Annotated in this window: 27 protein-coding genes; all 27 read left to right on the top strand. The window is 59.6% G+C overall.

Going from position 1 to position 26,075, the window contains the following annotated elements; translation table 11 throughout:
• Positions 1–177: 177 nt before the first annotated feature.
• The 27 genes from HNR03_RS04525 (at position 178) to flhA (ending at position 26,064) form a co-directional block, all read left to right on the top strand.
• Positions 178–1,029: a flagellin domain-containing protein gene (locus tag HNR03_RS04525; RefSeq protein WP_090181524.1), complete on the top strand. Its 852-nt coding sequence runs from the start codon at positions 178–180 to the stop codon at positions 1,027–1,029.
• A gap of 72 nt (positions 1,030–1,101) precedes the next feature.
• Positions 1,102–1,464 carry a flagellar protein FlaG gene (locus tag HNR03_RS04520; protein WP_222585231.1) on the top strand — a complete coding sequence of 121 codons (363 nt, stop codon included), beginning with the start codon at positions 1,102–1,104 and terminating at the stop codon, positions 1,462–1,464.
• Positions 1,465–1,546: 82 nt separating this feature from the next.
• Positions 1,547–2,968 carry a flagellar filament capping protein FliD gene (gene fliD / locus HNR03_RS04515; protein ID WP_259151136.1) on the top strand — a complete coding sequence of 474 codons (1,422 nt, stop codon included), beginning with the start codon at positions 1,547–1,549 and terminating at the stop codon, positions 2,966–2,968.
• Positions 2,969–3,099: 131 nt separating this feature from the next.
• Entirely contained in the window at positions 3,100–3,495 is a 396-nt protein-coding gene (fliS, locus tag HNR03_RS04510; RefSeq protein ID WP_222585233.1) for a flagellar export chaperone FliS, read from the top strand.
• Positions 3,496–3,505: 10 nt separating this feature from the next.
• Positions 3,506–3,802, top strand: a complete 297-nt coding sequence (locus HNR03_RS04505) for a flagellar protein FliT (RefSeq protein ID WP_259151135.1) — start codon at positions 3,506–3,508, stop codon at positions 3,800–3,802.
• A 169-nt stretch (positions 3,803–3,971) separates the two neighbouring features.
• On the top strand, positions 3,972–5,447 hold the full coding sequence (locus tag HNR03_RS04500; protein WP_090181532.1) for a sigma-54 dependent transcriptional regulator: 1,476 nt from the start codon (positions 3,972–3,974) through the stop codon (positions 5,445–5,447).
• Positions 5,448–5,575: 128 nt separating this feature from the next.
• The gene (locus tag HNR03_RS04495; RefSeq protein ID WP_259151134.1) at positions 5,576–6,781 is read left to right on the top strand and encodes a PAS domain-containing sensor histidine kinase; all 1,206 of its coding nucleotides are present in this window, start codon (positions 5,576–5,578) and stop codon (positions 6,779–6,781) included.
• A 5-nt stretch (positions 6,782–6,786) separates the two neighbouring features.
• Entirely contained in the window at positions 6,787–8,172 is a 1,386-nt protein-coding gene (locus HNR03_RS04490; RefSeq protein WP_259151133.1) for a sigma-54 dependent transcriptional regulator, read from the top strand.
• Between the two features lie 145 nt (positions 8,173–8,317).
• Entirely contained in the window at positions 8,318–8,647 is a 330-nt protein-coding gene (gene fliE, locus HNR03_RS04485) for a flagellar hook-basal body complex protein FliE (protein WP_008072611.1), read from the top strand.
• Positions 8,648–8,661: 14 nt separating this feature from the next.
• On the top strand, positions 8,662–10,449 hold the full coding sequence (fliF, locus tag HNR03_RS04480; protein WP_259151132.1) for a flagellar basal-body MS-ring/collar protein FliF: 1,788 nt from the start codon (positions 8,662–8,664) through the stop codon (positions 10,447–10,449).
• Positions 10,442–11,461: a flagellar motor switch protein FliG gene (gene fliG / locus HNR03_RS04475; protein ID WP_007894195.1), complete on the top strand. Its 1,020-nt coding sequence runs from the start codon at positions 10,442–10,444 to the stop codon at positions 11,459–11,461. Before fliF ends, fliG begins: the two co-directional genes overlap by 8 nt.
• A 7-nt stretch (positions 11,462–11,468) precedes the next feature.
• Entirely contained in the window at positions 11,469–12,278 is an 810-nt protein-coding gene (gene fliH / locus HNR03_RS04470) for a flagellar assembly protein FliH (RefSeq protein ID WP_259151131.1), read from the top strand.
• On the top strand, positions 12,268–13,626 hold the full coding sequence (fliI, locus tag HNR03_RS04465; protein WP_222585238.1) for a flagellar protein export ATPase FliI: 1,359 nt from the start codon (positions 12,268–12,270) through the stop codon (positions 13,624–13,626). The genes fliH and fliI overlap by 11 nt, the downstream gene beginning before the upstream one ends.
• A gap of 6 nt (positions 13,627–13,632) precedes the next feature.
• Positions 13,633–14,082 (top strand): flagellar export protein FliJ, encoded by a 450-nt coding sequence (gene fliJ / locus HNR03_RS04460; protein WP_090181542.1) that lies wholly within the window; start codon positions 13,633–13,635, stop codon positions 14,080–14,082.
• 77 nt (positions 14,083–14,159) lie between these two features.
• A complete protein-coding gene (locus HNR03_RS04455) occupies positions 14,160–14,465 on the top strand; it encodes an STAS domain-containing protein (protein WP_259151130.1) in 306 nt (101 codons plus the stop codon).
• 5 nt (positions 14,466–14,470) lie between these two features.
• Positions 14,471–16,177 carry a fused response regulator/phosphatase gene (locus HNR03_RS04450; protein WP_310504396.1) on the top strand — a complete coding sequence of 569 codons (1,707 nt, stop codon included), beginning with the start codon at positions 14,471–14,473 and terminating at the stop codon, positions 16,175–16,177.
• Positions 16,178–16,207: 30 nt separating this feature from the next.
• Complete coding sequence (locus HNR03_RS04445) at positions 16,208–16,555, top strand: Hpt domain-containing protein (protein WP_222585242.1); 348 nt, start codon at positions 16,208–16,210, stop codon at positions 16,553–16,555.
• 105 nt (positions 16,556–16,660) lie between these two features.
• Positions 16,661–18,043, top strand: a complete 1,383-nt coding sequence (locus HNR03_RS04440) for a flagellar hook-length control protein FliK (protein ID WP_259151127.1) — start codon at positions 16,661–16,663, stop codon at positions 18,041–18,043.
• Positions 18,044–18,269: 226 nt separating this feature from the next.
• The gene (gene fliL, locus HNR03_RS04435; protein WP_222585244.1) at positions 18,270–18,767 is read left to right on the top strand and encodes a flagellar basal body-associated protein FliL; all 498 of its coding nucleotides are present in this window, start codon (positions 18,270–18,272) and stop codon (positions 18,765–18,767) included.
• Between the two features lie 9 nt (positions 18,768–18,776).
• The gene (gene fliM / locus HNR03_RS04430) at positions 18,777–19,745 is read left to right on the top strand and encodes a flagellar motor switch protein FliM (RefSeq protein ID WP_222585245.1); all 969 of its coding nucleotides are present in this window, start codon (positions 18,777–18,779) and stop codon (positions 19,743–19,745) included.
• 65 nt (positions 19,746–19,810) lie between these two features.
• Complete coding sequence (fliN, locus tag HNR03_RS04425; RefSeq protein WP_090188530.1) at positions 19,811–20,269, top strand: flagellar motor switch protein FliN; 459 nt, start codon at positions 19,811–19,813, stop codon at positions 20,267–20,269.
• Positions 20,270–20,731, top strand: coding sequence for a flagellar biosynthetic protein FliO (gene fliO, locus HNR03_RS04420; RefSeq protein WP_222585246.1), 462 nt, complete (start codon positions 20,270–20,272; stop codon positions 20,729–20,731).
• On the top strand, positions 20,731–21,489 hold the full coding sequence (gene fliP / locus HNR03_RS04415) for a flagellar type III secretion system pore protein FliP (protein WP_222585247.1): 759 nt from the start codon (positions 20,731–20,733) through the stop codon (positions 21,487–21,489). The genes fliO and fliP overlap by 1 nt, the downstream gene beginning before the upstream one ends.
• Positions 21,486–21,755, top strand: a complete 270-nt coding sequence (gene fliQ, locus HNR03_RS04410) for a flagellar biosynthesis protein FliQ (protein WP_090181555.1) — start codon at positions 21,486–21,488, stop codon at positions 21,753–21,755. Before fliP ends, fliQ begins: the two co-directional genes overlap by 4 nt.
• A gap of 3 nt (positions 21,756–21,758) precedes the next feature.
• A complete protein-coding gene (gene fliR, locus HNR03_RS04405; protein ID WP_259151122.1) occupies positions 21,759–22,544 on the top strand; it encodes a flagellar biosynthetic protein FliR in 786 nt (261 codons plus the stop codon).
• Positions 22,545–22,547: 3 nt separating this feature from the next.
• Positions 22,548–23,687: a flagellar biosynthesis protein FlhB gene (gene flhB, locus HNR03_RS04400; protein WP_259151121.1), complete on the top strand. Its 1,140-nt coding sequence runs from the start codon at positions 22,548–22,550 to the stop codon at positions 23,685–23,687.
• 247 nt (positions 23,688–23,934) lie between these two features.
• Positions 23,935–26,064, top strand: coding sequence for a flagellar biosynthesis protein FlhA (gene flhA, locus HNR03_RS04395; RefSeq protein WP_259151120.1), 2,130 nt, complete (start codon positions 23,935–23,937; stop codon positions 26,062–26,064).
• Positions 26,065–26,075: the final 11 nt, after the last annotated feature.

Below are 26,075 nucleotides of genomic sequence, written 5' to 3'. Positions count from 1 at the left end.
GGTGAGGGGCGGCTAAGCCCTTGTTTTCTAGGGGATGGCAGTGTGATGGCAATATTTTTTTAAAAAGCCCTCAAGCAACCTGCAATCCCGACGATAACTATTACGAAGGTTCTCTAGGCCACACCCGGCGGTTGCCAGGGCCGGAAGCCGCAGTACCCAACCAACGAGGAATTCGTCATGGCTTTAACAGTAAACACCAACACCACGTCGTTGAACGTTCAGAAAAACCTGAACCGTGCCGCCGACGCTCTGTCGACTTCGATGTCTCGTCTTTCTTCCGGCCTGAAAATCAACAGCGCTAAAGACGATGCTGCTGGCCTGCAGATCTCCAACCGTATGTCCAGCCAGATTCGCGGCCAGAACGTTGCGGTTAAAAACGCCAACGACGGCATCTCGATGGCTCAGACCGCTGAAGGCGCTCTGCAAGAATCGACCAACATTCTGCAACGTATGCGTGAACTGGCTGTACAAGCTCGCAACGGCACCAACGGTACTGCTGACCAAACCGCAACCAACGCCGAATTCGGTCAGATGTCTGACGAATTGACTCGTATCGCGGCTTCGACCAACCTGAACGGCAAGCAACTGCTGGACGGTTCGGCTGGCACCATGACCCTGCAAGTGGGTTCCAACACCGGTTCTGCCAACCACATCGACCTGGTTCTGAGCTCCAAGTTCGACGCCGTCAGCCTGTCCGTAGGTAGCGGTACTGTTGTTCTGACCGGTGCTACCAGCGCTGCTGCCGCTTCGAACATCGACAACGCGATCACCGCGATCGACGCTGCAATCGCTGCCATCGGTGCAACCCGTGCAAACCTGGGTGCTTCGCAAAACCGTCTGACCAGCACCATCTCCAACCTGCAAAACATCACTGAAAACGTTACTGCTGCACAAGGTCGCGTACAAGATACCGACTTCGCCGCAGAAACCGCTAACCTGACCAAACAGCAAACTCTGCAACAAGCTTCCACCGCTGTTCTGGCCCAGGCTAACCAGCTGCCATCCGCTGTACTGAAACTGCTTCAGTAATATCGGATTGAGTTTTAGCGGGGGAGTGCGCTTGCGTGCTCTCTCGCTTTTTCCGTTTAAGAGGTGATGGTCATGGACATGAGCGTTAAGCTGAACTTGTCTTACCCAGCCGTGAAGTCGGCGGTCAGCACTACTGATAAGCCGGCCGAAAAGCCTAGCGCTGAAAGCACCCAGCCTGTTGCTGCAACGGGTAAAAGCTCAGATTCGGACAACTCGGATAAGTTGAAAATGGCCGTTCAGGAGATCGAAAAGTTCGTTCAGTCGGTCAAGCGTAACCTTGAGTTTTCCATCGACGAGTCGACGGGCAAGGTCATCGTCAAAGTGATTGCCAGCGAATCCGGTGAAGTCATCCGACAGATTCCATCTGCCGAAGCCATGAAACTGGCTGAAAGCCTGCACAACGCCAGAAACGTATTGTTCGATGCCAAAGCCTGACACTGGCATGAAACGTGTTTGTACGATCATTGACCGCGGCTAGTGGTCAATAGACCGGCAACGCATAGATAAGGAGATGCACATGGCAAGTCCAATTCTACCGGGTTCGGGTCTAGGGTCCGGTCTCGACATCGGTGCGATCGTGACCGCGCTGGTCAACTCCGACAAATCGGCCAAGCAGACGCTGATCACCAAACAGACGTCTATCAACACGGCCAAGATTTCTGCTACCGGTTCGTTGAAGTCGGCTCTCGCAGCGTTCCAGACGGCCATGACCAACCTCGGTAAGAAAGACGCGCCTGCGTTTTCCGGTTTTACCGCGACGTCGGGTACGCCGACCACATTGACCGTCACGTCTGATAATACGGCGGTAAATGGTAGCTATAGCGTTGTAGTGAACAACCTGGCGACCGGCTCCAAAGTGGCAAGCGCGGCGTTTGCCGGCGGTGCCAGCAGTGCCATTCCGACTGGTACATTGAAAATCAGTCAAAATGGTATTGATTACCCGGTGACCATCGCGAGCGGCGCGACGTTGCAGTCGACCCGTGACGCGATCAACACCACGCTTCAAGGCAAAGGCATCAGCGCCAACATCGTGACCGACGGCAATGGTTCGCGATTGGTCATTGGTTCGACGGTGACAGGCGCAGGCTCCGACCTTACGGTCAGCGGTATTGCCGGTCTGGAAATCGACGGAACCAATAGCCTGGGGACCACTCCGGCTGCCGGCGCTTCTGGCAACATTGGTGGTTTGGCTTCGGATGCGTCGGTTACGATCGATGGCCTAACCGTCACCAGTAAAAGCAACACGATCAGCCAGGCGGTGGGTGGCATCAACATGACCTTGCTGGCGAAAAGTACGACGCCGGTCACAGTCACTGTCGGCACTAACACCGATGGTCTGAAGACCTCGCTGCAGTCGTTCGTCGATGCCTATAACAACGTCATCAACACCCTGACTGCTCTGACCAAGCCAAGCCTGGATGACGCTGGCAAGCCGACCATCGGCGCGGCAATGACCGGTGACTCCTTGCCGCGTAACTTGATCACTGCCGTGCGCAATGAGCTGGTAGCGCCTGGAGCGGGCGGTCAATTGTCGGTACTGTCGCAGTTGGGTATTCAGACCGATCAGAAGACCGGTACGCTGACCATCGACGCGACCAAGTACGCCAAGGCTATGGCAACCCCAGGCATGAGCAGTTCGGTGCAGAGTCTGTTCACGGGTACTGATGCAAAAAATGGCTTGTTGGCGCGTATGTCGGCAGCGATTACGCCTTACTCCCAGACTGGCGGGATTCTGGATCAGCGAAGCAGCAACCTCGGCAAGGTCCAGAAAGATCTGAGCAGCCAGCAGACGGCGCTGGATATACGAGTGACCAACCTCACCGCATCCCTGACTGCCAAATACAACGCGATGGATCTGTTGGTCGGCCAGATGAAGGCCACTGCCAGCAACATCACCGGCTTCTTCCAGACGTTGAACGCTCAGCAGTCCAGCAAGTAGATATGGGCTGACGACAAAAACCCGGCTACGCTTTTCGGCGTGTGCCGGGTTTTTGTCTTCTGGTCTAAAGTTTTCAGTCTCGAAGACGATACACTGATCATACGAGTCATTGAGTGGCAGTGAGGTAGAACATGAATCCGCGGTTAGCCCTTCGGCAATATCAGAAGGTCGGGGCGCAGGCCCAGACGTCAGAAGCCAGTCCGCATCGCTTGGTGCAAATGCTGATGGAAGGTGGTCTGGATCGCATCGCTCAGGCCAAGGGCGCGATGGAGCGCAACGACATCCCCGGCAAGGGTGTGTCTATCAGCAAGGCCATCGGGATCATTGGTGGCTTGCGTGAAGGCCTGGATCTTGAAAAGGCTGCAGAAACTGTCGGCGAGCTCGACCGTCTCTACGCTTACATGATGAAGCGCCTGGCCGAGGCGAACATCAAGAGCGACCCGCGTATTCTCGATGAGGTCGCTGGTTTGCTGCGCACGGTCAAAGAAGGCTGGGACGCCATCGCCGCGCCAGGTCCGCAGTTTTAAGGAGATCATCATGAGTCTTGTATTGCAGCGAATCGAACACACCCGTGAAGCGTTGGTCGGCGCATTGGCCGAGCGTAACTGGGAAGCTATCGGTCAATTGGACCTTGATTGCCGTTCCTGCATGGAAGACGTCTTGAATGAAGATTCTCTGGACGAGGTGGCGTTGCGTGCCAACCTGGAGGAGTTGCTGGGGGTCTACAAGGAACTTCTCGAGGTGGCGATGGGGGAGAGGCAGGCGATTGTCGACGAGATGTCCCAGATCCACCAAGCACAGAACGCGGCAAAGGTTTACCATCTGTTTGGTTAATCCGCAGTTAATCCAAACATAGTGCGCCATAAATTTGACTGTGCACGGTTTTTTGACTTAACTAGTGGCTGGTTCCAGATTTCAGGCGTCTACAGGCATAACGTGTCTGCAAGCGTCTAGCTTGCCCCCTCATTTCGGGCATTGAGTTGACTAGGGAAGTTGCTATTGCATGTGGCGTGAAACCAAAATTCTGCTGATTGATGACGATAGCGTCCGTCGCCGCGACCTGGCGGTGATTTTAAATTTTCTCGGTGAAGAAAATTTACCCTGCGGGAGCCATGACTGGCAGCAGGCGGTCGGCTCTTTGTCGTCAAGTCGTGAAGTGATCTGTGTCCTGATCGGGACGGTCAATGCTCCTGGCGCACTTCCGGGCCTGTTAAAGACACTCGCAACCTGGGATGAGTTCCTTCCGGTTTTGCTGATGGGCGATAATTCTTCCGTTGAATTGCCGGAAGACCAGCGTCGCCGAGTGCTTTCGACTCTCGAAATGCCACCCAGCTACAGCAAATTGCTCGACTCGCTGCACCGGGCCCAGGTCTATCGCGAGATGTATGACCAGGCCCGCGAGCGCGGTCGTCATCGCGAACCCAATCTTTTCCGTAGTCTTGTCGGCACTAGCCGGGCGATTCAACACGTCCGTCAGATGATGCAGCAAGTGGCCGACACCGACGCCAGCGTGCTGATCCTCGGCGAGTCCGGGACCGGCAAGGAAGTGGTCGCGCGTAACCTGCACTATCACTCCAAGCGTCGTGATGCGCCGTTCGTGCCGGTCAACTGCGGGGCGATCCCGGCCGAGTTGCTGGAAAGCGAACTGTTCGGTCATGAGAAGGGCGCCTTCACCGGCGCAATCACCAGCCGTGCGGGGCGTTTCGAGCTGGCCAACGGCGGCACCCTGTTCCTCGACGAAATCGGCGACATGCCGCTGCCGATGCAGGTCAAGTTGCTGCGCGTGTTGCAGGAGCGCACCTTCGAGCGCGTGGGCAGCAACAAGACCCAGAGCGTCGACGTGCGCATCATCGCGGCGACCCACAAGAATCTCGAAAGCATGATCGAGATCGGCACCTTCCGCGAAGACTTGTACTATCGCCTGAACGTGTTCCCGATCGAGATGGCGCCATTGCGCGAGCGTGTCGAAGACATTCCGCTGCTGATGAACGAATTGATCTCGCGCATGGAGCACGAGAAACGCGGTTCTATCCGTTTCAACTCGGCGGCGATCATGTCGCTGTGTCGCCACGGCTGGCCGGGCAACGTTCGTGAACTGGCCAACCTGGTGGAACGCATGGCGATCATGCATCCGTACGGGGTGATCGGCGTGGTCGAGTTGCCGAAGAAGTTCCGTTACGTCGATGACGAAGACGAGCAGATGGTCGACAGCCTGCGCAGCGATCTGGAAGAGCGGGTGGCCATCAACGGGCATACCCCGGACTTCACCGCCAATGCCATGCTGCCGCCTGAAGGCCTGGACCTGAAAGACTACCTCGGTGGTCTGGAGCAGGGGCTGATTCAGCAGGCGCTGGATGATGCCAATGGTATCGTCGCCCGTGCCGCTGAGCGTCTGCGCATTCGCCGCACCACGCTGGTGGAGAAGATGCGCAAGTACGGCATGAGCCGTCGCGATGGAGATGAACAGGCGGATGATTGACGCCTGTTTTTCAAGTCGTTCATTTATGGGCGGTTTTTTTTAGGCACGGGTATTGCTACATCCCTCGCAACGTTCCGTTTAACTGACGGTCAGCCAAGCGAGAGAGCACGATGCCCCAAGCCGCCCAGATGTCTCCTGTCCCTGACACTTCGGGGCTACCGTCGTCCGTAGAGCAGGCAAGCCGGCTTGGCCTTGAGCAGGCGTTCGCGCTGTTCAACCAGATGTCGAGCCAGTTGACCGATTCCTACAGCATGCTCGAAGCTCGGGTCACCGAGCTCAAGGGTGAACTGGCGGTGGTCAGTGCCCAGCGCATGCAGGAGCTGGCCGAAAAAGAACGCCTGGCCAACCGCCTGCAAAACCTCCTCGATCTGTTGCCCGGCGGCGTTATCGTCATCGACGCCCAGGGCATCGTGCGCGAAGCCAATCCGGCGGCATGCGAACTGCTGGGCTTGCCCCTTGAAGGCGAACTCTGGCGCCATGTCATTGCCCGCTGCTTCGCGCCGCGCGAAGACGACGGTCACGAAATCTCTCTCAAGGACGGTCGGCGTCTGTCGATTGCCACCCGCTCGCTGGATGCCGAGCCGGGTCAGTTGGTGTTGCTCAACGACCTGACCGAAACCCGTCAACTTCAAGGCCAGCTGGCTCGTCATGAGCGGCTGTCGTCTCTCGGCCGGATGGTCGCGTCCTTGGCTCATCAGATTCGTACGCCATTGTCGGCCGCCTTGCTCTATGCCAGTCACTTGACCGAGCAGGAGCTGCCGGTGGCCACGCAGCAGCGATTTGCCGGACGCCTGAAAGAGCGTTTGCATGAGCTCGAACATCAGGTGCGCGACATGCTGGTGTTCGCCCGCGGCGAGTTGCCGCTGACGGATCGCGTCACGCCCAAGGTGTTGATGCAGTCGCTGCAATCGGCGGCGCTGACCCATGTTCAGGAATTACCGATCCGTTGGCAGTGCGACAGCCATGCCGGCGAATTGCTGTGCAATCGCGACACCCTGATCGGGGCGATCCTCAACCTGATCGAGAACGCGATTCAGGCCAGTGCCGGCAATGTGCGTCTGAAGGTTCATCTCTATACCCGTGAAAACACCCTGCGCGTGTGCGTCAGTGACAGCGGCAGCGGTATCGAGGCAAGCGTCCTGGCGCGTCTGGGCGAGCCGTTTTTTACCACCAAGACCACCGGCACTGGCCTGGGGCTGACCGTGGTCAAGGCGGTGGCCCGTGCTCATCAAGGAGAATTGCAATTGCGTTCGCGACCAGGTCGCGGCACGTGTGCGCAGGTCATCCTGCCGCTTTTTTCGGGTGAACAAAACAGCGTTGAGGGAGCCGAGTGAAGGACATGGCAATCAAGGTTTTACTGGTCGAGGACGACCGCGCGCTACGCGAAGCACTGGCCGATACGTTGCTGCTCGCGGGGCACGATTACACGGCGGTCGGTTCGGCCGAGGAGGCGCTGGCGACGGTGGGTGTCGAGGCGTTCAACCTGGTCATCAGCGATGTCAATATGCCGGGCATGGACGGGCATCAATTGCTCGGTCTGCTGCGAGCGCGACAGCCACAGTTGCCGGTGTTGTTGATGACCGCTCACGGCGCTGTCGAGCGTGCGGTCGATGCGATGCGTCAAGGCGCGGCGGACTATCTGGTCAAGCCGTTCGAGCCCAAGGCCTTGCTCGATCTGGTGGCGCGACACGCTTTGGGTAATCTCGGCGCTGGCGAAAGCGAAGGGCCGATTGCGTTCGAGCCGGCCAGTGCGCAACTGCTGGAGTTGGCGGCGCGGGTCGCGCGCAGTGATTCCACCGTGTTGATCTCTGGCGAGTCCGGTACCGGCAAAGAGGTGCTGGCGCGCTATATCCACCAGCATTCCCATCGCGCCACGCAGCCATTCATTGCGATCAACTGCGCCGCGATCCCGGACAACATGCTCGAAGCCACATTGTTCGGTCATGAAAAAGGTTCGTTCACCGGCGCGATAGCGGCGCAGGCCGGCAAATTCGAACAGGCCGATGGCGGGACCATCCTGCTCGACGAAATTTCTGAAATGCCCCTCGGGCTGCAGGCCAAGTTGCTGCGCGTCTTGCAAGAGCGCGAAGTCGAGCGCGTCGGCGCGCGCAAACCGATCAGCCTGGATATTCGGGTCGTCGCCACCACCAACCGCGACCTCGCTGGTGAAGTGGCGGCGGGGCGGTTTCGTGAAGACCTTTATTATCGGCTGTCGGTGTTCCCGCTGGCCTGGCGTCCGTTGCGCGAGCGTACCGCCGACATCCTGCCGCTGGCCGAGCGCCTGCTGGCCAAACACGTCAATAAAATGAAGCATGCGGCGGCAACACTCTCGCCCGAGGCGCAAGCGTGCCTGATTGCTTATCGGTGGCCGGGCAACGTGCGTGAGCTGGATAACGCTATCCAGCGCGCACTGATTCTGCAGCAGGGCGGTTTGATCCAGCCGCAGGATTTTTGCCTGTCCGGGCCGGTGGCCTGCGCGCCGTTGCCAGTGTTGGCGGCGGCACTCGTGCGCGCTGTCGAGGTTGAAACCGAGTCGGCCGGAGCACTGGGCGATGACCTGCGACGTCGTGAGTTTCAGATGATCATCGACACCTTGCGTGCCGAACGTGGTCGTCGCAAGGAAGCGGCCGAGCGACTGGGTATCAGCCCGCGCACCTTGCGCTACAAGCTGGCACAGATGCGCGACGCCGGAATGGACGTCGAAGCCTACTTGTTCGCCACCTGATTCGTCAGGGGCAACGCCCGGGAAGGGCTTTTGTTCAGAACGGCCACAGAGCTGGCACCCTTGTTGCTAACACCTCACTACCCGCCGAGTGAGTGTCAAAAAATTGCGGGTCGTCAACGACGTAAGCTCGTCAAAGAGAGAAGCCATGAGCCAAGGTATTGAATTCAATCGGTTGATGCTGGACATGCGTTCCATGCAAATGGATGCGATGTCTGCGCCGAAATCGACTGCCGCCGTTCCAGAACTGGGTGGTAGCAGCTTTTCCGACATGCTCGGCCAGGCTGTCAATAAAGTGAACGACACGCAGCAAGCATCCAATCAATTGGCCAGCGCCTTCGAGATCGGCAAGAGCGGCGTCGACCTGACGGACGTGATGATTTCCTCGCAGAAAGCCAGCGTGTCTTTCCAGGCGTTGACCCAAGTGCGCAACAAGTTGGTTCAGGCCTATCAAGACATCATGCAGATGCCGGTTTAAGGACGTATTGAGTCATGGCAGAAGCAATCGCCGATAACGTTCCGGCCAAGGCCACTCCGGTAGACGGCAAACCGCCGCTGTTCGGGTTGTCCTTTCTGGAAAACCTCTCCGAGATGACCATGTTGCGTCAGGTGGGCCTGTTGGTCGGCCTGGCTGCGAGCGTGGCGATTGGCTTTGCCGTAGTGTTGTGGTCCCAGCAGCCGGATTACCGGCCTCTGTACGGCAGTCTTGCCGGCATGGATGCCAAACAGGTCATGGAAACCCTGGCCGCTGCCGACATTCCCTACACCGTTGAACCCAATTCCGGTGCCTTGCTGGTCAAGGCCGATGACCTGTCCCGTGCGCGGCTCAAGCTCGCGGCTGCTGGTGTCACTCCCAGCGACGGCAACATCGGCTTTGAAATCCTCGACAAGGACCAGGGCCTCGGGACCAGCCAGTTCATGGAAGCGACCCGTTATCGTCGCGGCCTGGAAGGCGAATTGGCGCGCACCATTTCCAGCCTGAACAACGTCAAGGGTGCCCGCGTGCACCTGGCGATTCCGAAAAGTTCGGTGTTCGTGCGTGACGAGCGCAAGCCAAGCGCGTCGATTCTGGTTGAACTGTATTCCGGCCGCTCGCTGGAGCCGGGTCAGGTACTGGCGATCATCAACCTGGTGGCTACCAGTGTTCCTGAGCTGAGCAAATCGCAGATCACCGTGGTCGACCAAAAGGGCAACCTGCTGTCGGATCAGGCGGAAAATTCTGAACTGACCATGGCCGGCAAGCAATTCGATTACAGCCGTCGCATGGAGAGCATGCTGACCCAGCGCGTGCACAACATTTTGCAACCGGTGCTGGGCAACGATCGCTATAAAGCCGAAGTCTCCGCGGATGTGGACTTCAGCGCTGTCGAGTCGACCTCCGAGCAGTTCAACCCGGATCAACCGGCGTTGCGCAGCGAGCAGTCGGTCAACGAACAACGCACTGCCAGCAATGGTCCGCAAGGTGTGCCGGGTGCCTTGAGCAACCAGCCGCCATCGCCGGCCTCTGCGCCGCAAACCACGGGTGGCAGCACCGCAGCGGCCGGCATGGTTCAGCCAGGCCAGCCATTGATCGATGCCAACGGTCAGCAAATCATGGACCCGGCCACCGGTCAGCCGATGCTGGCGCCGTACCCGGCGGACAAGCGTCAACAGTCCACCAAGAATTTCGAGCTCGACCGTTCCATCAGCCACACCAAGCAGCAGCAGGGGCGTTTGAATCGCCTGTCGGTGTCGGTTGTGGTGGACGATCAGGTCAAGATCAACGCAGCCAACGGCGAAACCACCCGTGCACCGTGGAGCGCCGACGAATTGGCGCGCTTCACTCGCCTGGTTCAGGACGCCGTCGGTTTCGACGCCAGCCGTGGCGACAGCGTGAGCGTGATCAACATGCCGTTCTCCGCCGAGCGCGGTGAAGTGATTGCCGATATTCCGTTCTACTCCCAGCCGTGGTTCTGGGACATCGTCAAGCAAGTGCTGGGTGTCTTGTTCATCCTGGTGCTGGTGTTCGGCGTGCTGCGCCCGGTGCTCAACAACATCACCGGTGGCGGCAAAGGCAAGCAACTTGCAGGTCTTGGCAGCGACGTTGAACTCGGTGGCATGGGCGGCCTGGACGGCGAACTGGCCAACGACCGCGTCAGCCTAGGTGGCCCGACCAGCATCCTGCTGCCGAGCCCGAGCGAAGGCTATGATGCGCAGTTGAACGCAATCAAGAGTTTGGTGGCAGAAGATCCGGGCCGTGTGGCCCAGGTCGTGAAAGAGTGGATTAACGCAGATGAGTGATAACCGAGCCGTTGCCGCCAAACTGACCAAGGTCGACAAAGCCGCGATTCTGCTGCTGTCCCTCGGTTCCACCGATGCTGCACAAGTGCTGCGCCACATGGGGCCCAAGGAGGTCCAGCGTGTGGGCGTGGCGATGGCCCAGATGGGCAACGTGCACCGCGAACAGGTTGAGCAGGTCATGAGCGAGTTCGTCGACATCGTCGGCGACCAGACCAGCCTGGGCGTCGGTTCCGATGACTACGTGCGCAAGATGCTCACCCAGGCACTGGGCGAGGACAAGGCCAACGGCCTGATCGACCGCATCCTGCTGGGCGGCAACACCAGTGGCCTCGACAGCCTGAAGTGGATGGAACCGCGCGCCGTCGCGGACGTGATCCGTTACGAGCACCCACAGATCCAGGCGATCGTCGTGGCGTACCTCGACCCGGACCAGGCCGGTGAAGTGCTGGGCAACTTCGACCATAAGGTGCGCCTGGACATCATTCTGCGAGTGTCCTCGTTGAACACGGTGCAGCCGGCGGCCCTGAAAGAACTCAACCAGATTCTCGAGAAGCAGTTCTCCGGCAACTCGAATGCTTCGCGCACCACCCTGGGTGGCATCAAGCGCGCGGCCGATATCATGAACTTCCTCGACAGCTCGATCGAAGGCCAGTTGATGGACTCGATTCGCGAAGTCGACGAAGACCTGTCCGGTCAGATCGAAGACCTCATGTTCGTGTTCAACAACCTGTCCGATGTCGACGACCGCGGGATTCAGGCATTGCTGCGCGAAGTGTCCTCCGACGTGTTGGTGCTGGCCCTCAAGGGTTCGGACGAAGGCGTCAAGGAGAAGATCTTCAAGAACATGTCCAAGCGTGCGGCCGAACTGTTGCGCGACGACCTCGAAGCCAAGGGCCCGGTGCGCGTCAGCGACGTGGAAACCGCACAGAAAGAAATCCTCACCATTGCCCGCCGTATGGCCGAAGCCGGAGAAATCGTTCTCGGCGGGAAGGGCGGCGAAGAGATGATCTAAGGTCACTATGTCGTCCAAACATGATGAGTCCCAGACCGACCTGATCCGTGGCAAGGCCGTCGCCGGTTTTGACGTCTGGGCGTTGCCCAGTTTCGACCCGTTTGTGCCAGAGCCCGAGCCGGAACCTGAGCCCGAGCCGCCGGAAATGGAAGAGGTGCCGCTGGACGAAGTCCAGCCACTGACCCTCGAAGAGCTCGAAAGCATTCGCCAGGAGGCCTACAACGAAGGCTTCGCAGTGGGCGAGAGAGAAGGCTTCCACAGCGCCACGCTCAAGGTCCGTCAGGAAGCCGAAGCGATCCTGGCGCCGAAAGTCGCAGGCCTGGAACAGATGATGGTCAACCTGTTCGAGCCCATCGCCGAGCAGGACACCCAGATCGAAAAGTCCCTGATCGACCTCGTGCAGCACATCACCAAGCAGGTGATTCAGCGCGAACTGGCCATCGACTCGACGCAGATCGAACACGTCATGCGCGAGGCCCTCAAGCTTTTGCCGTTGGGCGCGACCAATGTGCGCTTGTACATCAACCCGCAAGATTTCGAACAGGTCAAAGCCCTGCGCGAGCGCCATGAAGAAACCTGGCGCATCGTCGAGGACGCGCACCTGTTGCCCGGCGGTTGCCGGGTCGAAACCGAACACAGTCGCATCGACGCCACCGTCGAAACCCGCGTGGCGCAAGTCATGGTCAAACTGTTCGATCAGTTGCATGACCAGGCCTTGCACCCGGCGGAGCCGGATCTGAGCCTGGAATTGCCCATCGATGACAAGCCGGCAGAGGCGCCGGAAGACGGGCAGTCGGACGATCCCGATGCGCCTTGACCGCACCAGCTTCGCCAAGCGCCTGGGCAGCTACGCCGAGGTCACCGAGCTTGCCGGGGCGCCGATCCTTGAAGGGCGCTTGCTGCGCATGGTCGGCCTGACCCTCGAAGCCGAGGGCTTGCGCGCCGCCATGGGCACCCGCTGCATGGTCATCAACGACGACAGTTATCAGCCGGTGCAGGTCGAAGCCGAAGTCATGGGCTTCTCCGGCAGCAAGGTTTTCCTGATGCCGGTCGGCAGCGTCGCCGGTATCGCGCCGGGCGCCCGCGTCGTGCCGTTGGCCGATACCGGTCGCTTGCCGATGGGCATGAGCATGCTCGGGCGGGTGCTCGATGGTGCCGGTCGCGCGCTGGACGGCAAGGGTGGGATGAAAGCCGAAGACTGGGTGCCGATGGATGGCCCGACCATCAACCCGCTCAAGCGCGAGCCGATCAGCGAGCCGCTGGACGTGGGCATCCGAACCATCAACGGATTGTTGACGGTAGGTCGTGGTCAGCGTCTCGGCCTGTTCGCCGGTACCGGTGTCGGTAAATCCGTGTTGCTGGGCATGATGACGCGCTTCACCGAGGCCGACATTATTGTCGTCGGACTGATCGGTGAGCGGGGTCGTGAAGTTAAAGAGTTCATCGAGCACATCCTCGGTGAAGAAGGGCTCAAGCGTTCGGTGGTCGTCGCATCGCCGGCGGACGATGCACCGCTGATGCGACTGCGCGCCGCGATGTACTGCACGCGCATCGCCGAGTATTTTCGCGACAAGGGCAAGAATGTCCTGTTGCTCATGGATTCCCTGACCCGTTTCGCCCAGGCCCAGCGGGAAATTGCCCTGGCCATCGGCGAGCCTCCGGCTACCAAAGGCTATCCGCCGTCGGTTTTTGCCAAGTTGCCGAAACTGGTGGAGCGGGCCGGTAATGCCGAGAAGGGCGGTGGTTCGATCACTGCGTTCTACACCGTATTGTCCGAAGGCGATGACCAGCAGGACCCGATTGCCGACTCGGCGCGAGGCGTGCTCGACGGGCACATCGTGCTGTCCCGGCGTCTGGCTGAAGAAGGTCACTACCCGGCCATCGATATCGAGGCTTCCATCAGCCGGGTCATGCCGTCAGTGGTCAGTCCCGAGCACATGACGCGCGCGCAGATGTTCAAACAGTACTGGTCGCGTTATCAGCAAAGTCGCGATCTGATCAGCGTCGGCGCCTACGTGCCGGGCGGCGATCGAGAAACCGACATCGCGATTTCGCTGCAACCGGCCATGACCACCTATCTGCGTCAGGGCTTGAACGACAACATCGGCATGGCGGCCAGCGAAAACCATCTCGCTACCATCTTCGCCCCGGCAGCGGGCGGCTAACCGGTCATGGCCCAAAGCCGTGCGGCACGCCTGGCACCCGTGGTGGAAATGGCCGAAAAGGCCGAAAAAACCGCGGTCATGCGCCTTGGGCACTTCCAGGGCCAGGTGCGTCTGGCGGAAAGCAAGCTCGCCGACCTCGAAAGCTTCCGCCTCGATTATCAGGAACAATGGATCGTACGCGGCAGCAGTGGCGTTTCCGGTCAATGGTTGCTCGGCTATCAAGGCTTTCTTGCACAATTGGGCACGGCCATCGATCAGCAGCGCCAGAGCTTGAACTGGCACCAGAACAACCTCAACAAGGCGCGCGAGTCCTGGCAGCAGGCGTTTGCACGGGTTGAAGGGCTACGAAAACTTGTACAACGTTACATGGACGAAGCGCGCAAGCTTGAAGACAAACGCGAACAGAAACTGCTGGATGAATTGTCCCAGCGGTTGCCACGGCATGATCCTTATTAAGAGTTGTTCTTGCCGCCGTACCAAGCAAGTGCTAAACCTTGTACACGTACGCTCACCCATGACAAGGAAGCCGTTAGATGTCAGTTACTACAGAAACCTCCCAGGACGGGACCAAGCTGACGATTTCGATCAAGGGGCGCTTCGATTTCGGCAAGCATTCGGAATTTCGTGAGTCCTACGAAAACCTCAAGCCTAAACCTGAATCCTTCGAAGTGAATTTGAAGGACGCCACGTACCTCGACAGTTCGGCGCTCGGGATGCTCTTGCTGTTGCGTGATCACGCCGGTGGTGAGAATGCCGAAATCAAGTTGACCAATGCCAACGCCGATGTGCGCAAGATTCTCGCGATCTCCAACTTCGAACAAATCTTCGACGTTGCATGACTGCCCTGCAGCCGTCGCTCGAACCGCTGACAATCCTCATCGCTGAAGACAGCGCGGCCGATCGCATGCTGCTGTCGAGCATCGTCCGTCGCCAGGGGCATGCCGTGCTCACGGCCGCCAACGGTGCCGAGGCCGTCGAGGCTTTTCGCCTGCAACGCCCGCACCTGGTGCTGATGGACGCCATGATGCCGGTCATGGACGGATTCGAGGCGGCGCGGCAGATCAAGGATCTGGCCGGGGAAACCCTGGTGCCGATCATCTTCCTGACCTCGCTGACCGAGAGCGAAGCGCTGGCCCGTTGTCTGGAGGCCGGCGGCGACGATTTTCTGGCAAAACCCTATAACCAGGTGATCCTTGCCGCCAAAATCAAGGCAATGGACCGCTTGCGACGGTTGCAGGCCACGGTGCTGCAGCAGCGGGACCTGATCTCCAAGCACAACGACTACTTGCTCAATGAGCAGCGAGTGGCCAAAGCCGTGTTCGACAAGGTCGCGCATTCGGGCTGTCTGAATGCACCGAACATCCGCTACCTGCAATCGCCTTATGCGCTGTTCAACGGCGATCTGCTGCTCGCGGCGTTCACCCCGGCCGGCGACATGCACGTGCTGCTGGGCGATTTCACCGGTCATGGTCTGCCCGCTGCCGTCGGCGCCATGCCTCTGGCTGAAGTCTTCTATGGAATGACGGCCAAGGGCTACGGCCTGGCCGAAACCCTGCGCGAGATGAACGCCAAGCTCAAACGCATCCTGCCGGTGGATATGTTCTGTTGCGCCACGCTGCTGTGCCTGAGCTTTCAGCGACGTTCGGTGGAAGTCTGGAACGGCGGGATGCCGGACGGTTACCTGCACCGCATCGCCAGTGGTGAGCGCACGCCGCTGTTGGCGCGACATTTACCACTGGGGGTGCTTAGCCCGCAAACCTTCAATGACAGCACCGAAGTGTTTCCGATGGCCGTTGGCGATCGTGTATTCCTGTTGTCGGACGGGGTCATCGACACCTGCGATGCCAACGAACGGTTGTTTGGCGTGGAGCGCTTGCAGCGGGTGTTTGCGGCCAATCGAGAGCCCGATGCGCTGTTCGAGGAGATCGAGCAGGCGTTGCGGGATTTCCGTGGCGAAGCGCGCGATGACGTGAGCATGGTCGAGATCAGTCTGCTGGAAGCGGCGCAACTGAGCCCGCCAGCGCTGGTGTATTCCGACAGTGGCCAGTCATGCCCGCTGGACTGGTCGGTGAGTTTCGAGTTTCGCGCCGATACACTCAAGCGGTACAACCCGTTGCCGTACCTGTTGCAATTACTGCTTGAGGTACATGGCCTGCGGGCTCAGAGTGGTGCGCTCTACAGTGTACTGGCGGAGCTTTATTCCAATGCCCTGGAGCATGGCGTGCTCGGTCTGGATTCCAGTCTCAAGCGCGATGCGGCGGGTTTCGCCCGCTATTACCAGCAGCGCAATGAGCGGCTGGATGAGTTGCGAGACGGTTACGTGCGGGTGCATCTGCAGATCGCGCCGCACGGCGAGGGCGGGCAACTGATTATCCGGGTAGAAGACAGCGGCGAAGGTTTTGACGTGGCCCGAGTGATGGAGCGTCCCATCGATGGCGGTCGTCTGTCGGGGCGCGGCGTCAGTCTGATCCGCCAGTTGAGCCGCAACGCGAGCTGGTCCGACAATGGTCGTAGTGCGCGCGTGGAGTTTTTCTGGGACGCTCTGGCATAATTCACCCATTCTTGATCAAGGAGTGAGCAAGTGGCTGACACACACCTGAATCGCGATGTGCTGAGCACGTTGCGGGAAGTGATGGAAGATGAGTATCCAGTGTTGTTGGATACCTTCCTGGCAGACTCCGAAGAGCGATTGCTTCTTCTGCGAAAGGCTGAAGATCCCGTCACGTTGATGGACGCCGCCCATAGTTTCAAGGGGAGCAGCAGCAACATGGGGGCCACTCGCCTCACTGAGCTTTGCAGTGAGCTTGAGCAGCGCGCCAAGCAAAAAAACCTCGCTGGCATTGAAAAACTGGTCGGGGAAATTGATCGCGAGTTCGCCTTTATCCGTCCGCTGTACGAGGCGGAGCGCCAGCGCTCTCCCGCTGGCTAAGGCGACCATTCGGCACTTTTGTCATCGGTCGGGCAGACCTGGCTCGACCTTTGCAGTCAACTCTCTCAACTGTACCTACGATCTCAGTGCAGCGGAGACTGTTTAATGCCCGTTACCCCACATTCGCTTCTTCAGGCTGTTGCCACGGCCAAGACTCAAGCCGCCAGCGCCAATACCCCGGCACCGGCCGCTGAGCCAGCGGGCAAGGCGTCCAGCTTCGCTGATGTTTATGCCCATCAAGCCCAGAACAAGCCTTCTGTGGTGGCGGATAAACCTGCCAAACCTGTTGCCGACAGTGGCCCAAAGGGCTCGGGCAAAACGGATGTCAGCAACGATAAGCCTGCCGCCCCGGAACCGGCGGTTGCCGATAGCGGCAATTCCTTGCCTGCCGATAAACCGGCGCAGGCGAACGACACAACCACCAGTGATGACAAGACTGACGTCACGGCAACACCCGTGGCCGATACGACGCCTGTGGACCCTGCCTTGATGCCGGGGGTGCTGCCGCCGCTGATGACCGTTCCGGTCGCGCCAGCGGCCCCGCCGGTTGCCCAGAGTGCTCAGCCGCAGGTTGAAGCGTCAGTGGCCTCTGTCATAGCCGCGCCTACGCAAGCACCAGCGCCGGCGGCCGCCGCTGCCGATAGCGATTTCGATCCTGCAGCTGACCCGCTCGATGCACTGCCAGCCGTACGCATGGCCATGGAGCAGAGTGGCCACGTCTCCGCCAGCAGCCAGGCTCAGCCTAAAGCGACGCCCGCGCAGACCCAGGCTGACGGCGAACTGACCTCGGCGCAGAATTTTGCCGCTGGCATGGCCAGCATGCTCAACGTGCAGGCCGACAAGGACAGCACCAGCCAGGGTGGCGAGAAAGCCTTCAGCGGTTTGATCGATGACGGCCTCAAGGACTTGAAGAGCGCCACCAGCGATACCCGTGTCGATGACTTTGCCAACCGTCTGGCGGCATTGACCCAGGCGGCCACCCCCAAAACCGCCAATGCCTTGCCGGTGAACCAGCCAATCGCCATGCACCAGAGCGGTTGGACCGAAGAAGTGGTCAACCGGGTCATGTACCTCTCCAGCGCCAATCTGAAAGCAGCGGACATTCAGTTGCAACCGGCTGAACTGGGGCGTCTCGACATTCGGGTGAACATGATTCCCGATCAGCAGACCCAGATCACCTTCATGAGCGCCCATCCAAGCGTGCGCGAGGCGCTGGACGGGCAAATGCACCGCCTGCGTGACATGTTCGCGCAACAGGGCATGGGGCAGGTTGACGTCAACGTCTCCGACCAGTCGCGTGGCTGGCAAGGTCAGGGGCAGGGCCAGGAACAGGCGCAGCAGGGGCAGGGTGGCCGTACCAATGCAAGTGGTGGTCGCCTCGACGCGATGGATGACGAAATCAGCCCGACCGTCGCCGAAGTGGCCACCACCGCCGCCACCACCACCACCAGTGTCATCGGCTCCAGCGCCGTCGACTACTACGCCTGATCAAACGCAATACCCGCTCTTGTGGGAGCGAGCTTGCTCGCGATAGCGGTGTAGCAGTCAACGAACATGTTGAATGTCACACCGCTATCGCGAGCAGGCTCGCTCCCACATTTGTTTTGGGGTGTCCATAATCCCGCGCCCAGCCCCTGCCTGACACTTCTGGCATAACACTTGCTCTTGCCTTGCCGTGCGACTGTGAAAACCCGAATAGTGACGGATTATTGGCATGGCGAAGAGCGAAGCAGCAGTAAAAGACCCCGCAACCAAAGGCAAGATCAAGCTGATCATTGTGATCGTGGTGGCTCTGCTGCTGGCGATTGGCGTGTCTGTGGGGGCGACCTGGTTTTTCATGCACAGCGCCCAGAGCAAACCTGCTGAGGCGCAACCGGCCGTGGTCGGCAAGCAGCCAGCGATCTTCGAACCGATGGCCCCGGCCTTCGTGGCCAACTACAACGTGAACGGTCGCCAGCGCTATATGCAGGTGAGCATCACCCTGCAAGGTCGCAATCAGGCCGACCTTGAAGCGCTCAAAGTGCACATGCCGGTGATCCGCAACAACCTGGTCATGCTGTTCTCCGGCCAGGATTTCGCCACGCTGGCGACCCCGGTTGGCCAGGAGATGTTGCGTCAGAAGGCCACGGCCAGCGTCCAGGAAGTGGCGCAGAAAGAACTCGGCAAAGTGGTGATCGAACAGCTGCTTTTCACTAATTTCGTACTGCAGTAGGAACACGACATGGCCGTGCAAGACCTGCTGTCCCAGGATGAGATCGACGCGCTGTTGCATGGCGTCGACGATGGTCTGGTACAGACCGATAACGTTGCTGAACCCGGCAGCGTCAAAAGCTACGACTTGACCAGTCAGGATCGCATCGTCCGCGGACGCATGCCGACCCTGGAAATGATCAACGAGCGTTTCGCCCGCTACACCCGCATCAGCATGTTCAACATGCTGCGCCGCTCGGCAGACGTTGCCGTCGGTGGCGTGCAGGTGATGAAGTTTGGCGAATACGTGCACTCGCTGTACGTCCCGACCAGTCTCAACCTGGTCAAGATCAAGCCGTTACGCGGCACCGCCCTGTTCATCCTCGACGCCAAGCTGGTGTTCAAGCTGGTGGACAACTTTTTTGGTGGCGACGGTCGTCACGCCAAGATCGAAGGACGTGAATTCACCCCCACCGAACTGCGCGTCGTGCGCATGGTGCTGGAGCAGGCCTTCGTCGATTTGAAGGAAGCCTGGCAGGCGATCATGGAAGTGAACTTCGAGTACATCAACTCGGAAGTGAACCCGGCCATGGCCAACATTGTCGGCCCGAGCGAGGCCGTCGTGGTGTCGACGTTCCACATCGAACTTGATGGCGGTGGTGGCGACCTGCACGTGACCATGCCGTACTCGATGATCGAACCGGTGCGCGAGATGCTCGATGCCGGCTTCCAGTCGGACCTGGACGATCAGGACGAGCGCTGGATCAACGCCTTGCGCCAGGACGTGCTGGATGTCGACGTGCCGATCGGTGCCACGGTTGCCCGTCGCCAGTTGCGTTTGCGCGACATTCTGCACATGCAGCCGGGGGACGTGATCCCGGTCGAGATGCCGGAAGAAATGATCATGCGCGCCAACGGCGTGCCGGCCTTCAAGGTCAAGATGGGCTCGCACAAAGGCAACCTCGCGTTGCAGGTGATCGAGCCGATCGAGCGCCGCTGACCGGCGCTCCAATCCCCCTTTAATTCGCTGCTCTTGATTGAGCAGTTGCCCGCCGAGGACACATGATGAACAACGATATGAACGCCCAGGACGACCAGGCACTGGCTGATGAATGGGCCGCGGCCCTGGAAGAAACCGGAGACGCCGGGCAGGCCGATATCGATGCGCTGCTGGCGGCCGATAGCGGTTCGTCGGGCTCCAACCGTCTGCCGATGGAAGAGTTCGGCAGCGTGCCGAAGAACCACGAGCCGGTCACCCTGGACGGTCCTAACCTGGACGTGATCCTCGACATCCCGGTGTCGATTTCCATGGAAGTGGGCAGCACCGACATCAACATCCGCAACCTGCTGCAACTCAACCAGGGCTCGGTGATCGAGCTGGATCGCCTGGCCGGTGAACCGCTGGACGTACTGGTTAACGGCACGCTTATCGCTCACGGCGAAGTGGTTGTGGTCAACGAGAAGTTCGGCATTCGCCTGACGGACGTGATCAGCCCAAGCGAACGCATCAAGAAGCTGCGTTAAGTGAAAAAGGTTCTGGGTGCCTTGCCGGGATTGCTGCTGGCGTTGCCGTTCAGTGTTCTGGCTGCCGAGCCGGTGGCGAGTGCTGCGACGGCCGCTGCTGCGCCGGTGGTCAACAGTGGTGTGGCCGGGCAATTGACGCAGCTGGTGTTTGGTTTGCTGCTGGTGCTGGGGCTGATTTTCTTCCTCGCCTGGTTGTTGCGCCGGGTGCAGCAGGCCGGGCCGGCGGGCAAGGGGCAGGTGATCGAGCTGATCGGCTCGCGCGCGCTAGGTCCGCGTGACCGTTTGATGCTGGTGCAGGTCGGCAACGAGCAGATCCTGCTGGGCTTGAGCCCTGGCACCATCACCGCGCTGCACGTGCTCAAGGAGCCGGTGCAAGTGCCTGGCGGTACCGAGAAAGCGACTCCGGAGTTTGCCCAGCATCTGTTAAGGATGCTCGGCAAGGATCAGAAGGATAAGAAGTAATGGGTGCGTTACGCATCGTCTTGACGCTGGCCCTGATGCTGGCCGCGCCGCTGGCCTTCGCCGCCGATCCGTTGTCGATCCCGGCGATCACCTTGGGCACCAATGCCAATGGCGCCCAGGAATACTCGGTCAGTCTGCAAATCCTGTTGATCATGACCGCGCTGAGTTTTATCCCGGCGTTCGTCATGCTGATGACCAGTTTCACCCGGATCATCATCGTCTTCTCGATCCTGCGTCAGGCCTTGGGCTTGCAGCAGACGCCGTCGAACCAGATCCTCACGGGCATGGCGCTGTTTCTGACGCTGTTCATCATGGCGCCGGTATTCGACCGGGTGAATCAGGACGCCTTGCAGCCGTACCTGGCGGAAAAACTCACCGCCCAGGATGCTGTGGCCAAGGCCCAGGTTCCGATCAAGGACTTCATGCTGGCCCAGACGCGCAGCAGCGATCTCGAGCTGTTCATGCGCCTGTCCAAGCGCACTGACATCGCTACGCCGGATCAGGCGCCGCTGACCATTCTGGTCCCGGCGTTCGTCACGTCCGAGCTTAAAACCGCGTTCCAGATTGGCTTCATGATCTTCATCCCGTTCCTGATCATCGACCTGGTCGTGGCCAGTGTGCTGATGGCGATGGGTATGATGATGCTTTCGCCGCTGATCATTTCCCTGCCGTTCAAGATCATGCTGTTTGTGCTGGTGGATGGCTGGGCGTTGATTATCGGTACGTTGGCCAGCAGTTTTGGAGGTGTTTCGCCATGACGCCAGAAGTCGCCGTAGACATCTTTCGCGACGCCCTGTGGCTGACCACCATGATGGTCGCGGTGCTGGTGATTCCGAGTCTGCTGGTCGGCTTGTTGGTGGCGATGTTCCAGGCGGCGACCCAGATCAACGAACAGACCCTGAGCTTCTTGCCACGTCTGCTGGTGATGCTGGTGACGCTGATCGTCGCCGGCCCTTGGCTGGTGCAGACCTTCATGGATTACATCCTGCGGTTGTACGGCAGTATTCCCATGGTCATTGGCTAATCCATGTCGTCGCTGCTGCAACTGACCGATACCCAGATCAGCACCTGGGTGGCGACGTTCATGTTGCCGCTGTTTCGCGTCGGCACGATGCTCATGGTCATGCCGATTTTCGGCACGACCCTGGTCCCGCGGCGCGTAAGAGCCTATCTGGCCCTGGCGATTACATTCGTGATCACCCCGGCGCTGCCACCGATGCCGCCGGTCAATCCGCTGGACCTCAGCGGTTTGCTGCTGATTGGCGAGCAGATCCTTATCGGTGCGGTGCTGGGTTTCTCCCTTCAGTTGTTCTTCCAGGCGTTCGTGGTGGCCGGGCAGATTGTCGCGATTCAGATGGGCATGGGCTTCGCGTCCATGGTCGACCCTACCAACGGCGTGTCGGTGGCGGTAATCGGGCAGTTTTTCACCATGCTGGTGACGCTGATGTTCCTGGGGATGAATGGTCACCTGGTGGTCTTCGAAGTGCTCACCGAAAGCTTTACCACGCTGCCAGTCGGTAGCGGGTTCCTGGTCAATCAATACTGGGAATTGGCCGGTAAGCTCGGCTGGGTGCTGGGTGCCGCGTTGGTGCTGGTGCTGCCGGCAATCACCGCGTTACTGGTGGTCAATATCGCGTTTGGCGTAATGACCCGGGCGGCGCCGCAGCTGAACATTTTCTCCATCGGTTTTCCGCTGATACTGGTGCTCGGGATGTTCATTCTCTGGGTCAGCCTGGGGGACATTCTCAACCAGTACCAACCCATGGCCGTCGAGGCCTTGCAGTTGTTGCGCGAACTGGCACAGGCGCGTTGAGTCATGGCTGAGAGCGAAAGCGGTCAAGACAAAACAGAAGACCCCACGGACAAGCGCAAGAAAGACTCCCGTGACAAAGGCGAGGTGGCGCGATCCAAGGAACTCAACACCCTGGCGATCATGCTCGTCGGCGCCAGTGCGCTACTGATTTTCGGTGGTGCCCTGGCGCAAGACATGATGGAGCTGATGCGCATCAACTTCTCGTTGCCACGGGAAGTGATCATGGATCAGAAATCCATGGTCAATTACTTGCTGCACTCAGGGCAGATCGGCTTGTGGGCGATTCAGCCGATCATGATCTCGTTGGTGTTGGCGGCGATCATCGGCCCGATCTCCCTGGGGGGCTGGCTGTTTGCGTTCGGCTCCATGGCGCCGAAGTTCAGTCGGATGAACCCGCTCAGTGGCCTCAAGCGGATGTTTTCCACCAAGGCGCTGGTGGAGCTGATCAAGGCGTTTGCCAAATTCATCATCGTCCTGTTCGTGGCGCTCGCAGTGTTGTCGTCGGACATCGCTGACTTGCAGCGCATCGCCCATGAACCGTTGGAAATGGCGATCATTCACAGCCTGCAAGTGGTCGGCTGGAGCACCTTGTGGATGTCCTGCGGGCTGATCATCATCGCCGCCGTCGATGTGCCGGTGCAGCTGTGGGAAAGCCACAAGAAACTGCTGATGACCAAGCAGGAAGTGCGCGACGAACACAAGGATCAGGAAGGGCGTCCGGAGGTCAAGCAGCGGATTCGTCAACTGCAGCGCGAGATGTCCCAGCGCCGGATGATGGCGGCGATCCCGGAGGCCGACGTGGTCATCACCAACCCGACCCACTACGCCGTCGCCCTCAAGTACGACCCGGAGAAGGGCGGGGCGCCGATGCTGCTGGCCAAGGGCAGTGACTTCCTTGCGTTGAAGATTCGTGAAATCGCCGTGGCCAACAATGTGCTACTGCTCGAGTCGCCGGCCCTTGCGCGTTCGATCTATTACTCCACCGAACTGGAGCAGGAAATTCCCGGTGGGCTGTACCTGGCGGTTGCCCAGGTGCTGGCCTACGTCTACCAGATCCGCCAGCACCGCGCGGGCAAGGGCAAGCGCCCGGACCCGCTCAAGGACGACTTGCCTATTCCGCCGGATCTGCGTCGCGACTCCTGAAAATTCGCTGGCAGTGCCGGCCCCATCGCGGGCAAGCCCGCTCCCACATTTGATCGCATTTCCTCAGGAAGAACTCGGTTACCTGTGGGAGCGGGCTTGCCCGCGATGAGGTCAGTCCAGTCACCGCAACTCCCTTTGGTAATCCCTCTATTTCAAGTACCTGCAAAAGTTGGAAGGCTTCTTGCAGTAGCCGACCTGCGCCTGTTCTGGGCGTCAAAAGTTTGCTTTAAAGGAACGGGGAAAACCGGTGGATCGCTCTCAGTTATTCAACACAGCCCGCACAAGCGTTGCCGATTTAAGTCGGGGCAACCTGGGTGTGCCGTTGTTGCTGCTGGTCATGCTGGCGATGATGATGTTGCCGGTGCCGCCGTTCCTGCTGGACGTGTTCTTCACGTTCAACATTGCGCTGTCGATCGTCGTGCTGCTGGTCTGCGTATACGCCTTGCGCCCGCTCGATTTCGCCGTTTTCCCGACCATCCTGCTGGTGGCGACACTGATGCGCCTGGCGCTGAACGTGGCCTCCACGCGGGTGGTGATGCTCCACGGTCAGGAAGGGCATGCCGCCGCGGGTAAGGTGATCCAGGCCTTCGGTGAGGTGGTGATCGGCGGTAACTACGTGGTCGGTATCGTGGTCTTCGCGATCTTGATGATCATCAACTTCGTCGTGGTGACCAAAGGTGCCGGGCGGATTTCCGAGGTGAGCGCACGTTTCACCCTCGATGCGATGCCCGGTAAACAGATGGCCATCGACGCCGACCTCAACGCCGGCCTGATCGATCAGAACCAGGCCAAGCTGCGCCGCATGGAAGTTGCCCAGGAAGCCGAGTTCTACGGTTCCATGGACGGTGCCAGCAAATTTGTACGCGGTGACGCCATCGCCGGCCTGCTGATTCTGTTCATCAACCTGATCGGCGGCATGGCGGTCGGGATCTTCCAGCACGGCATGAGCTTCGGCGACGCCGGCAAGGTTTACGCGCTGTTGACCATTGGTGACGGTTTGGTGGCGCAATTGCCATCACTGTTGTTATCCACAGCGGCCGCGATCATGGTGACCCGTGCTTCCGGTTCGGAAGACATGGGCAAGCAGATTGGTCGCCAGATGTTCGCCTCGCCAAAAGCGTTGGCCGTCGCGGCGGGTTTGATGGCGGTGATGGGGCTGGTGCCCGGCATGCCGCACTTCTCCTTTCTCAGCATGGCGGCCCTGGCGGCTGGCGGTGCGTACCTGTTCTGGAAGAAACAGAACGTGGTCAAGGTTCAGGCCTTGCAAGAGGTCAAGCGCCAGCAGGAGCTGCTGCCATCGCCAGCCCGCGCCATGGAAACCAAGGAACTGGGCTGGGACGACGTGACGCCAATCGACATGATCGGGCTGGAAGTCGGCTATCGCCTGATCCCGCTGGTGGATCGCAATCAGGGTGGTCAGTTGCTGGCGCGGATCAAGGGTGTGCGCAAGAAGCTCTCCCAGGACCTGGGCTTCCTGATGCCGACTGTGCACATCCGTGACAACCTCGACCTTGCGCCGAGTGCCTATCGCCTCACATTGATGGGGGTGATCCTGGCAGAAGCGGAGATTTACCCGGATCGCGAATTGGCGATCAACCCGGGGCAGGTCTACGGCACGCTCAATGGCATAACCGCCAAAGATCCGGCTTTTGGTCTGGAGGCGGTCTGGATCGAAATCAGTCAGCGCGCCCAGGCTCAATCGCTAGGTTACACCGTGGTCGATGCAAGCACGGTGGTGGCGACCCACTTGAACCAGATTCTGTACAAGCACTCCAGCGAGCTGATCGGTCACGAAGAAGTCCAGCAACTCATGCAATTGCTGGCCAAAAGCTCACCCAAGCTGGCTGAAGAGCTGGTGCCGGGTGTGGTCTCTCTGTCGCAACTGCTCAAGGTGTTGCAGGCGTTGTTGGCTGAACAGGTGCCGGTGCGCGACATTCGCAGCATCGCCGAGGCCATCGCCAACAATGCTGCCAAGAGTCAAGATACCGCCGCGCTGGTCGCCGCGGTGCGCGTCGGCGTTTCCCGTGCAATCGTCCAAAGCATTGTGGGGACTGACTCCGAGCTGCCAGTTATCACTCTGGAGCCAAGGTTGGAACAGATATTGCTCAATAGTCTTCAGAAGGCAGGACAAGGCTCGGAAGAGGGCGTTCTGTTGGAGCCAAGCATGGCTGAGAAGCTGCAACGCTCGTTGATCGAAGCGGCGCAGCGTCAAGAAATGCAAGGTCAGCCGGTGATTCTGCTGGTGGCCGGTCCGGTTCGCGCGATGCTCTCGCGATTCGGCCGACTGGCAGTCCCGGGTTTGCATGTGTTGGCTTACCAGGAAATTCCTGACAACAAGCAAGTGACCATCGTTGCGACAGTAGGGCCCAACGGCTGAGGTAGTGGTTT

Origin of the sequence: Pseudomonas sp. JAI111, assembly GCF_024809425.1 — a bacterium.
Lineage (GTDB): Bacteria > Pseudomonadota > Gammaproteobacteria > Pseudomonadales > Pseudomonadaceae > Aquipseudomonas.
The sequence above is the reverse complement of the archived record's forward strand: the minus strand, read 5'-3'. Positions and strand labels throughout refer to the sequence as shown.

What these genes read in the sequence shown, in the direction of transcription:
- HNR03_RS04525 (WP_090181524.1), top strand. Translation starts at nt 178, where the DNA reads ATGGCTTTAACAGTAAACACCAACACCACGTCGTTGAACGTTCAGAAA.
- HNR03_RS04520 (WP_222585231.1), top strand. Translation starts at nt 1,102, where the DNA reads ATGGACATGAGCGTTAAGCTGAACTTGTCTTACCCAGCCGTGAAGTCG.
- fliD (WP_259151136.1), top strand. Translation starts at nt 1,547, where the DNA reads ATGGCAAGTCCAATTCTACCGGGTTCGGGTCTAGGGTCCGGTCTCGAC.
- fliS (WP_222585233.1), top strand. Translation starts at nt 3,100, where the DNA reads ATGAATCCGCGGTTAGCCCTTCGGCAATATCAGAAGGTCGGGGCGCAG.
- HNR03_RS04505 (WP_259151135.1), top strand. Translation starts at nt 3,506, where the DNA reads ATGAGTCTTGTATTGCAGCGAATCGAACACACCCGTGAAGCGTTGGTC.
- HNR03_RS04500 (WP_090181532.1), top strand. Translation starts at nt 3,972, where the DNA reads ATGTGGCGTGAAACCAAAATTCTGCTGATTGATGACGATAGCGTCCGT.
- HNR03_RS04495 (WP_259151134.1), top strand. Translation starts at nt 5,576, where the DNA reads ATGTCTCCTGTCCCTGACACTTCGGGGCTACCGTCGTCCGTAGAGCAG.
- HNR03_RS04490 (WP_259151133.1), top strand. Translation starts at nt 6,787, where the DNA reads ATGGCAATCAAGGTTTTACTGGTCGAGGACGACCGCGCGCTACGCGAA.
- fliE (WP_008072611.1), top strand. Translation starts at nt 8,318, where the DNA reads ATGAGCCAAGGTATTGAATTCAATCGGTTGATGCTGGACATGCGTTCC.
- fliF (WP_259151132.1), top strand. Translation starts at nt 8,662, where the DNA reads ATGGCAGAAGCAATCGCCGATAACGTTCCGGCCAAGGCCACTCCGGTA.
- fliG (WP_007894195.1), top strand. Translation starts at nt 10,442, where the DNA reads ATGAGTGATAACCGAGCCGTTGCCGCCAAACTGACCAAGGTCGACAAA.
- fliH (WP_259151131.1), top strand. Translation starts at nt 11,469, where the DNA reads ATGTCGTCCAAACATGATGAGTCCCAGACCGACCTGATCCGTGGCAAG.
- fliI (WP_222585238.1), top strand. Translation starts at nt 12,268, where the DNA reads ATGCGCCTTGACCGCACCAGCTTCGCCAAGCGCCTGGGCAGCTACGCC.
- fliJ (WP_090181542.1), top strand. Translation starts at nt 13,633, where the DNA reads ATGGCCCAAAGCCGTGCGGCACGCCTGGCACCCGTGGTGGAAATGGCC.
- HNR03_RS04455 (WP_259151130.1), top strand. Translation starts at nt 14,160, where the DNA reads ATGTCAGTTACTACAGAAACCTCCCAGGACGGGACCAAGCTGACGATT.
- HNR03_RS04440 (WP_259151127.1), top strand. Translation starts at nt 16,661, where the DNA reads ATGCCCGTTACCCCACATTCGCTTCTTCAGGCTGTTGCCACGGCCAAG.
- fliL (WP_222585244.1), top strand. Translation starts at nt 18,270, where the DNA reads ATGGCGAAGAGCGAAGCAGCAGTAAAAGACCCCGCAACCAAAGGCAAG.
- fliM (WP_222585245.1), top strand. Translation starts at nt 18,777, where the DNA reads ATGGCCGTGCAAGACCTGCTGTCCCAGGATGAGATCGACGCGCTGTTG.
- fliN (WP_090188530.1), top strand. Translation starts at nt 19,811, where the DNA reads ATGAACAACGATATGAACGCCCAGGACGACCAGGCACTGGCTGATGAA.
- fliP (WP_222585247.1), top strand. Translation starts at nt 20,731, where the DNA reads ATGGGTGCGTTACGCATCGTCTTGACGCTGGCCCTGATGCTGGCCGCG.
- fliQ (WP_090181555.1), top strand. Translation starts at nt 21,486, where the DNA reads ATGACGCCAGAAGTCGCCGTAGACATCTTTCGCGACGCCCTGTGGCTG.
- fliR (WP_259151122.1), top strand. Translation starts at nt 21,759, where the DNA reads ATGTCGTCGCTGCTGCAACTGACCGATACCCAGATCAGCACCTGGGTG.
- flhB (WP_259151121.1), top strand. Translation starts at nt 22,548, where the DNA reads ATGGCTGAGAGCGAAAGCGGTCAAGACAAAACAGAAGACCCCACGGAC.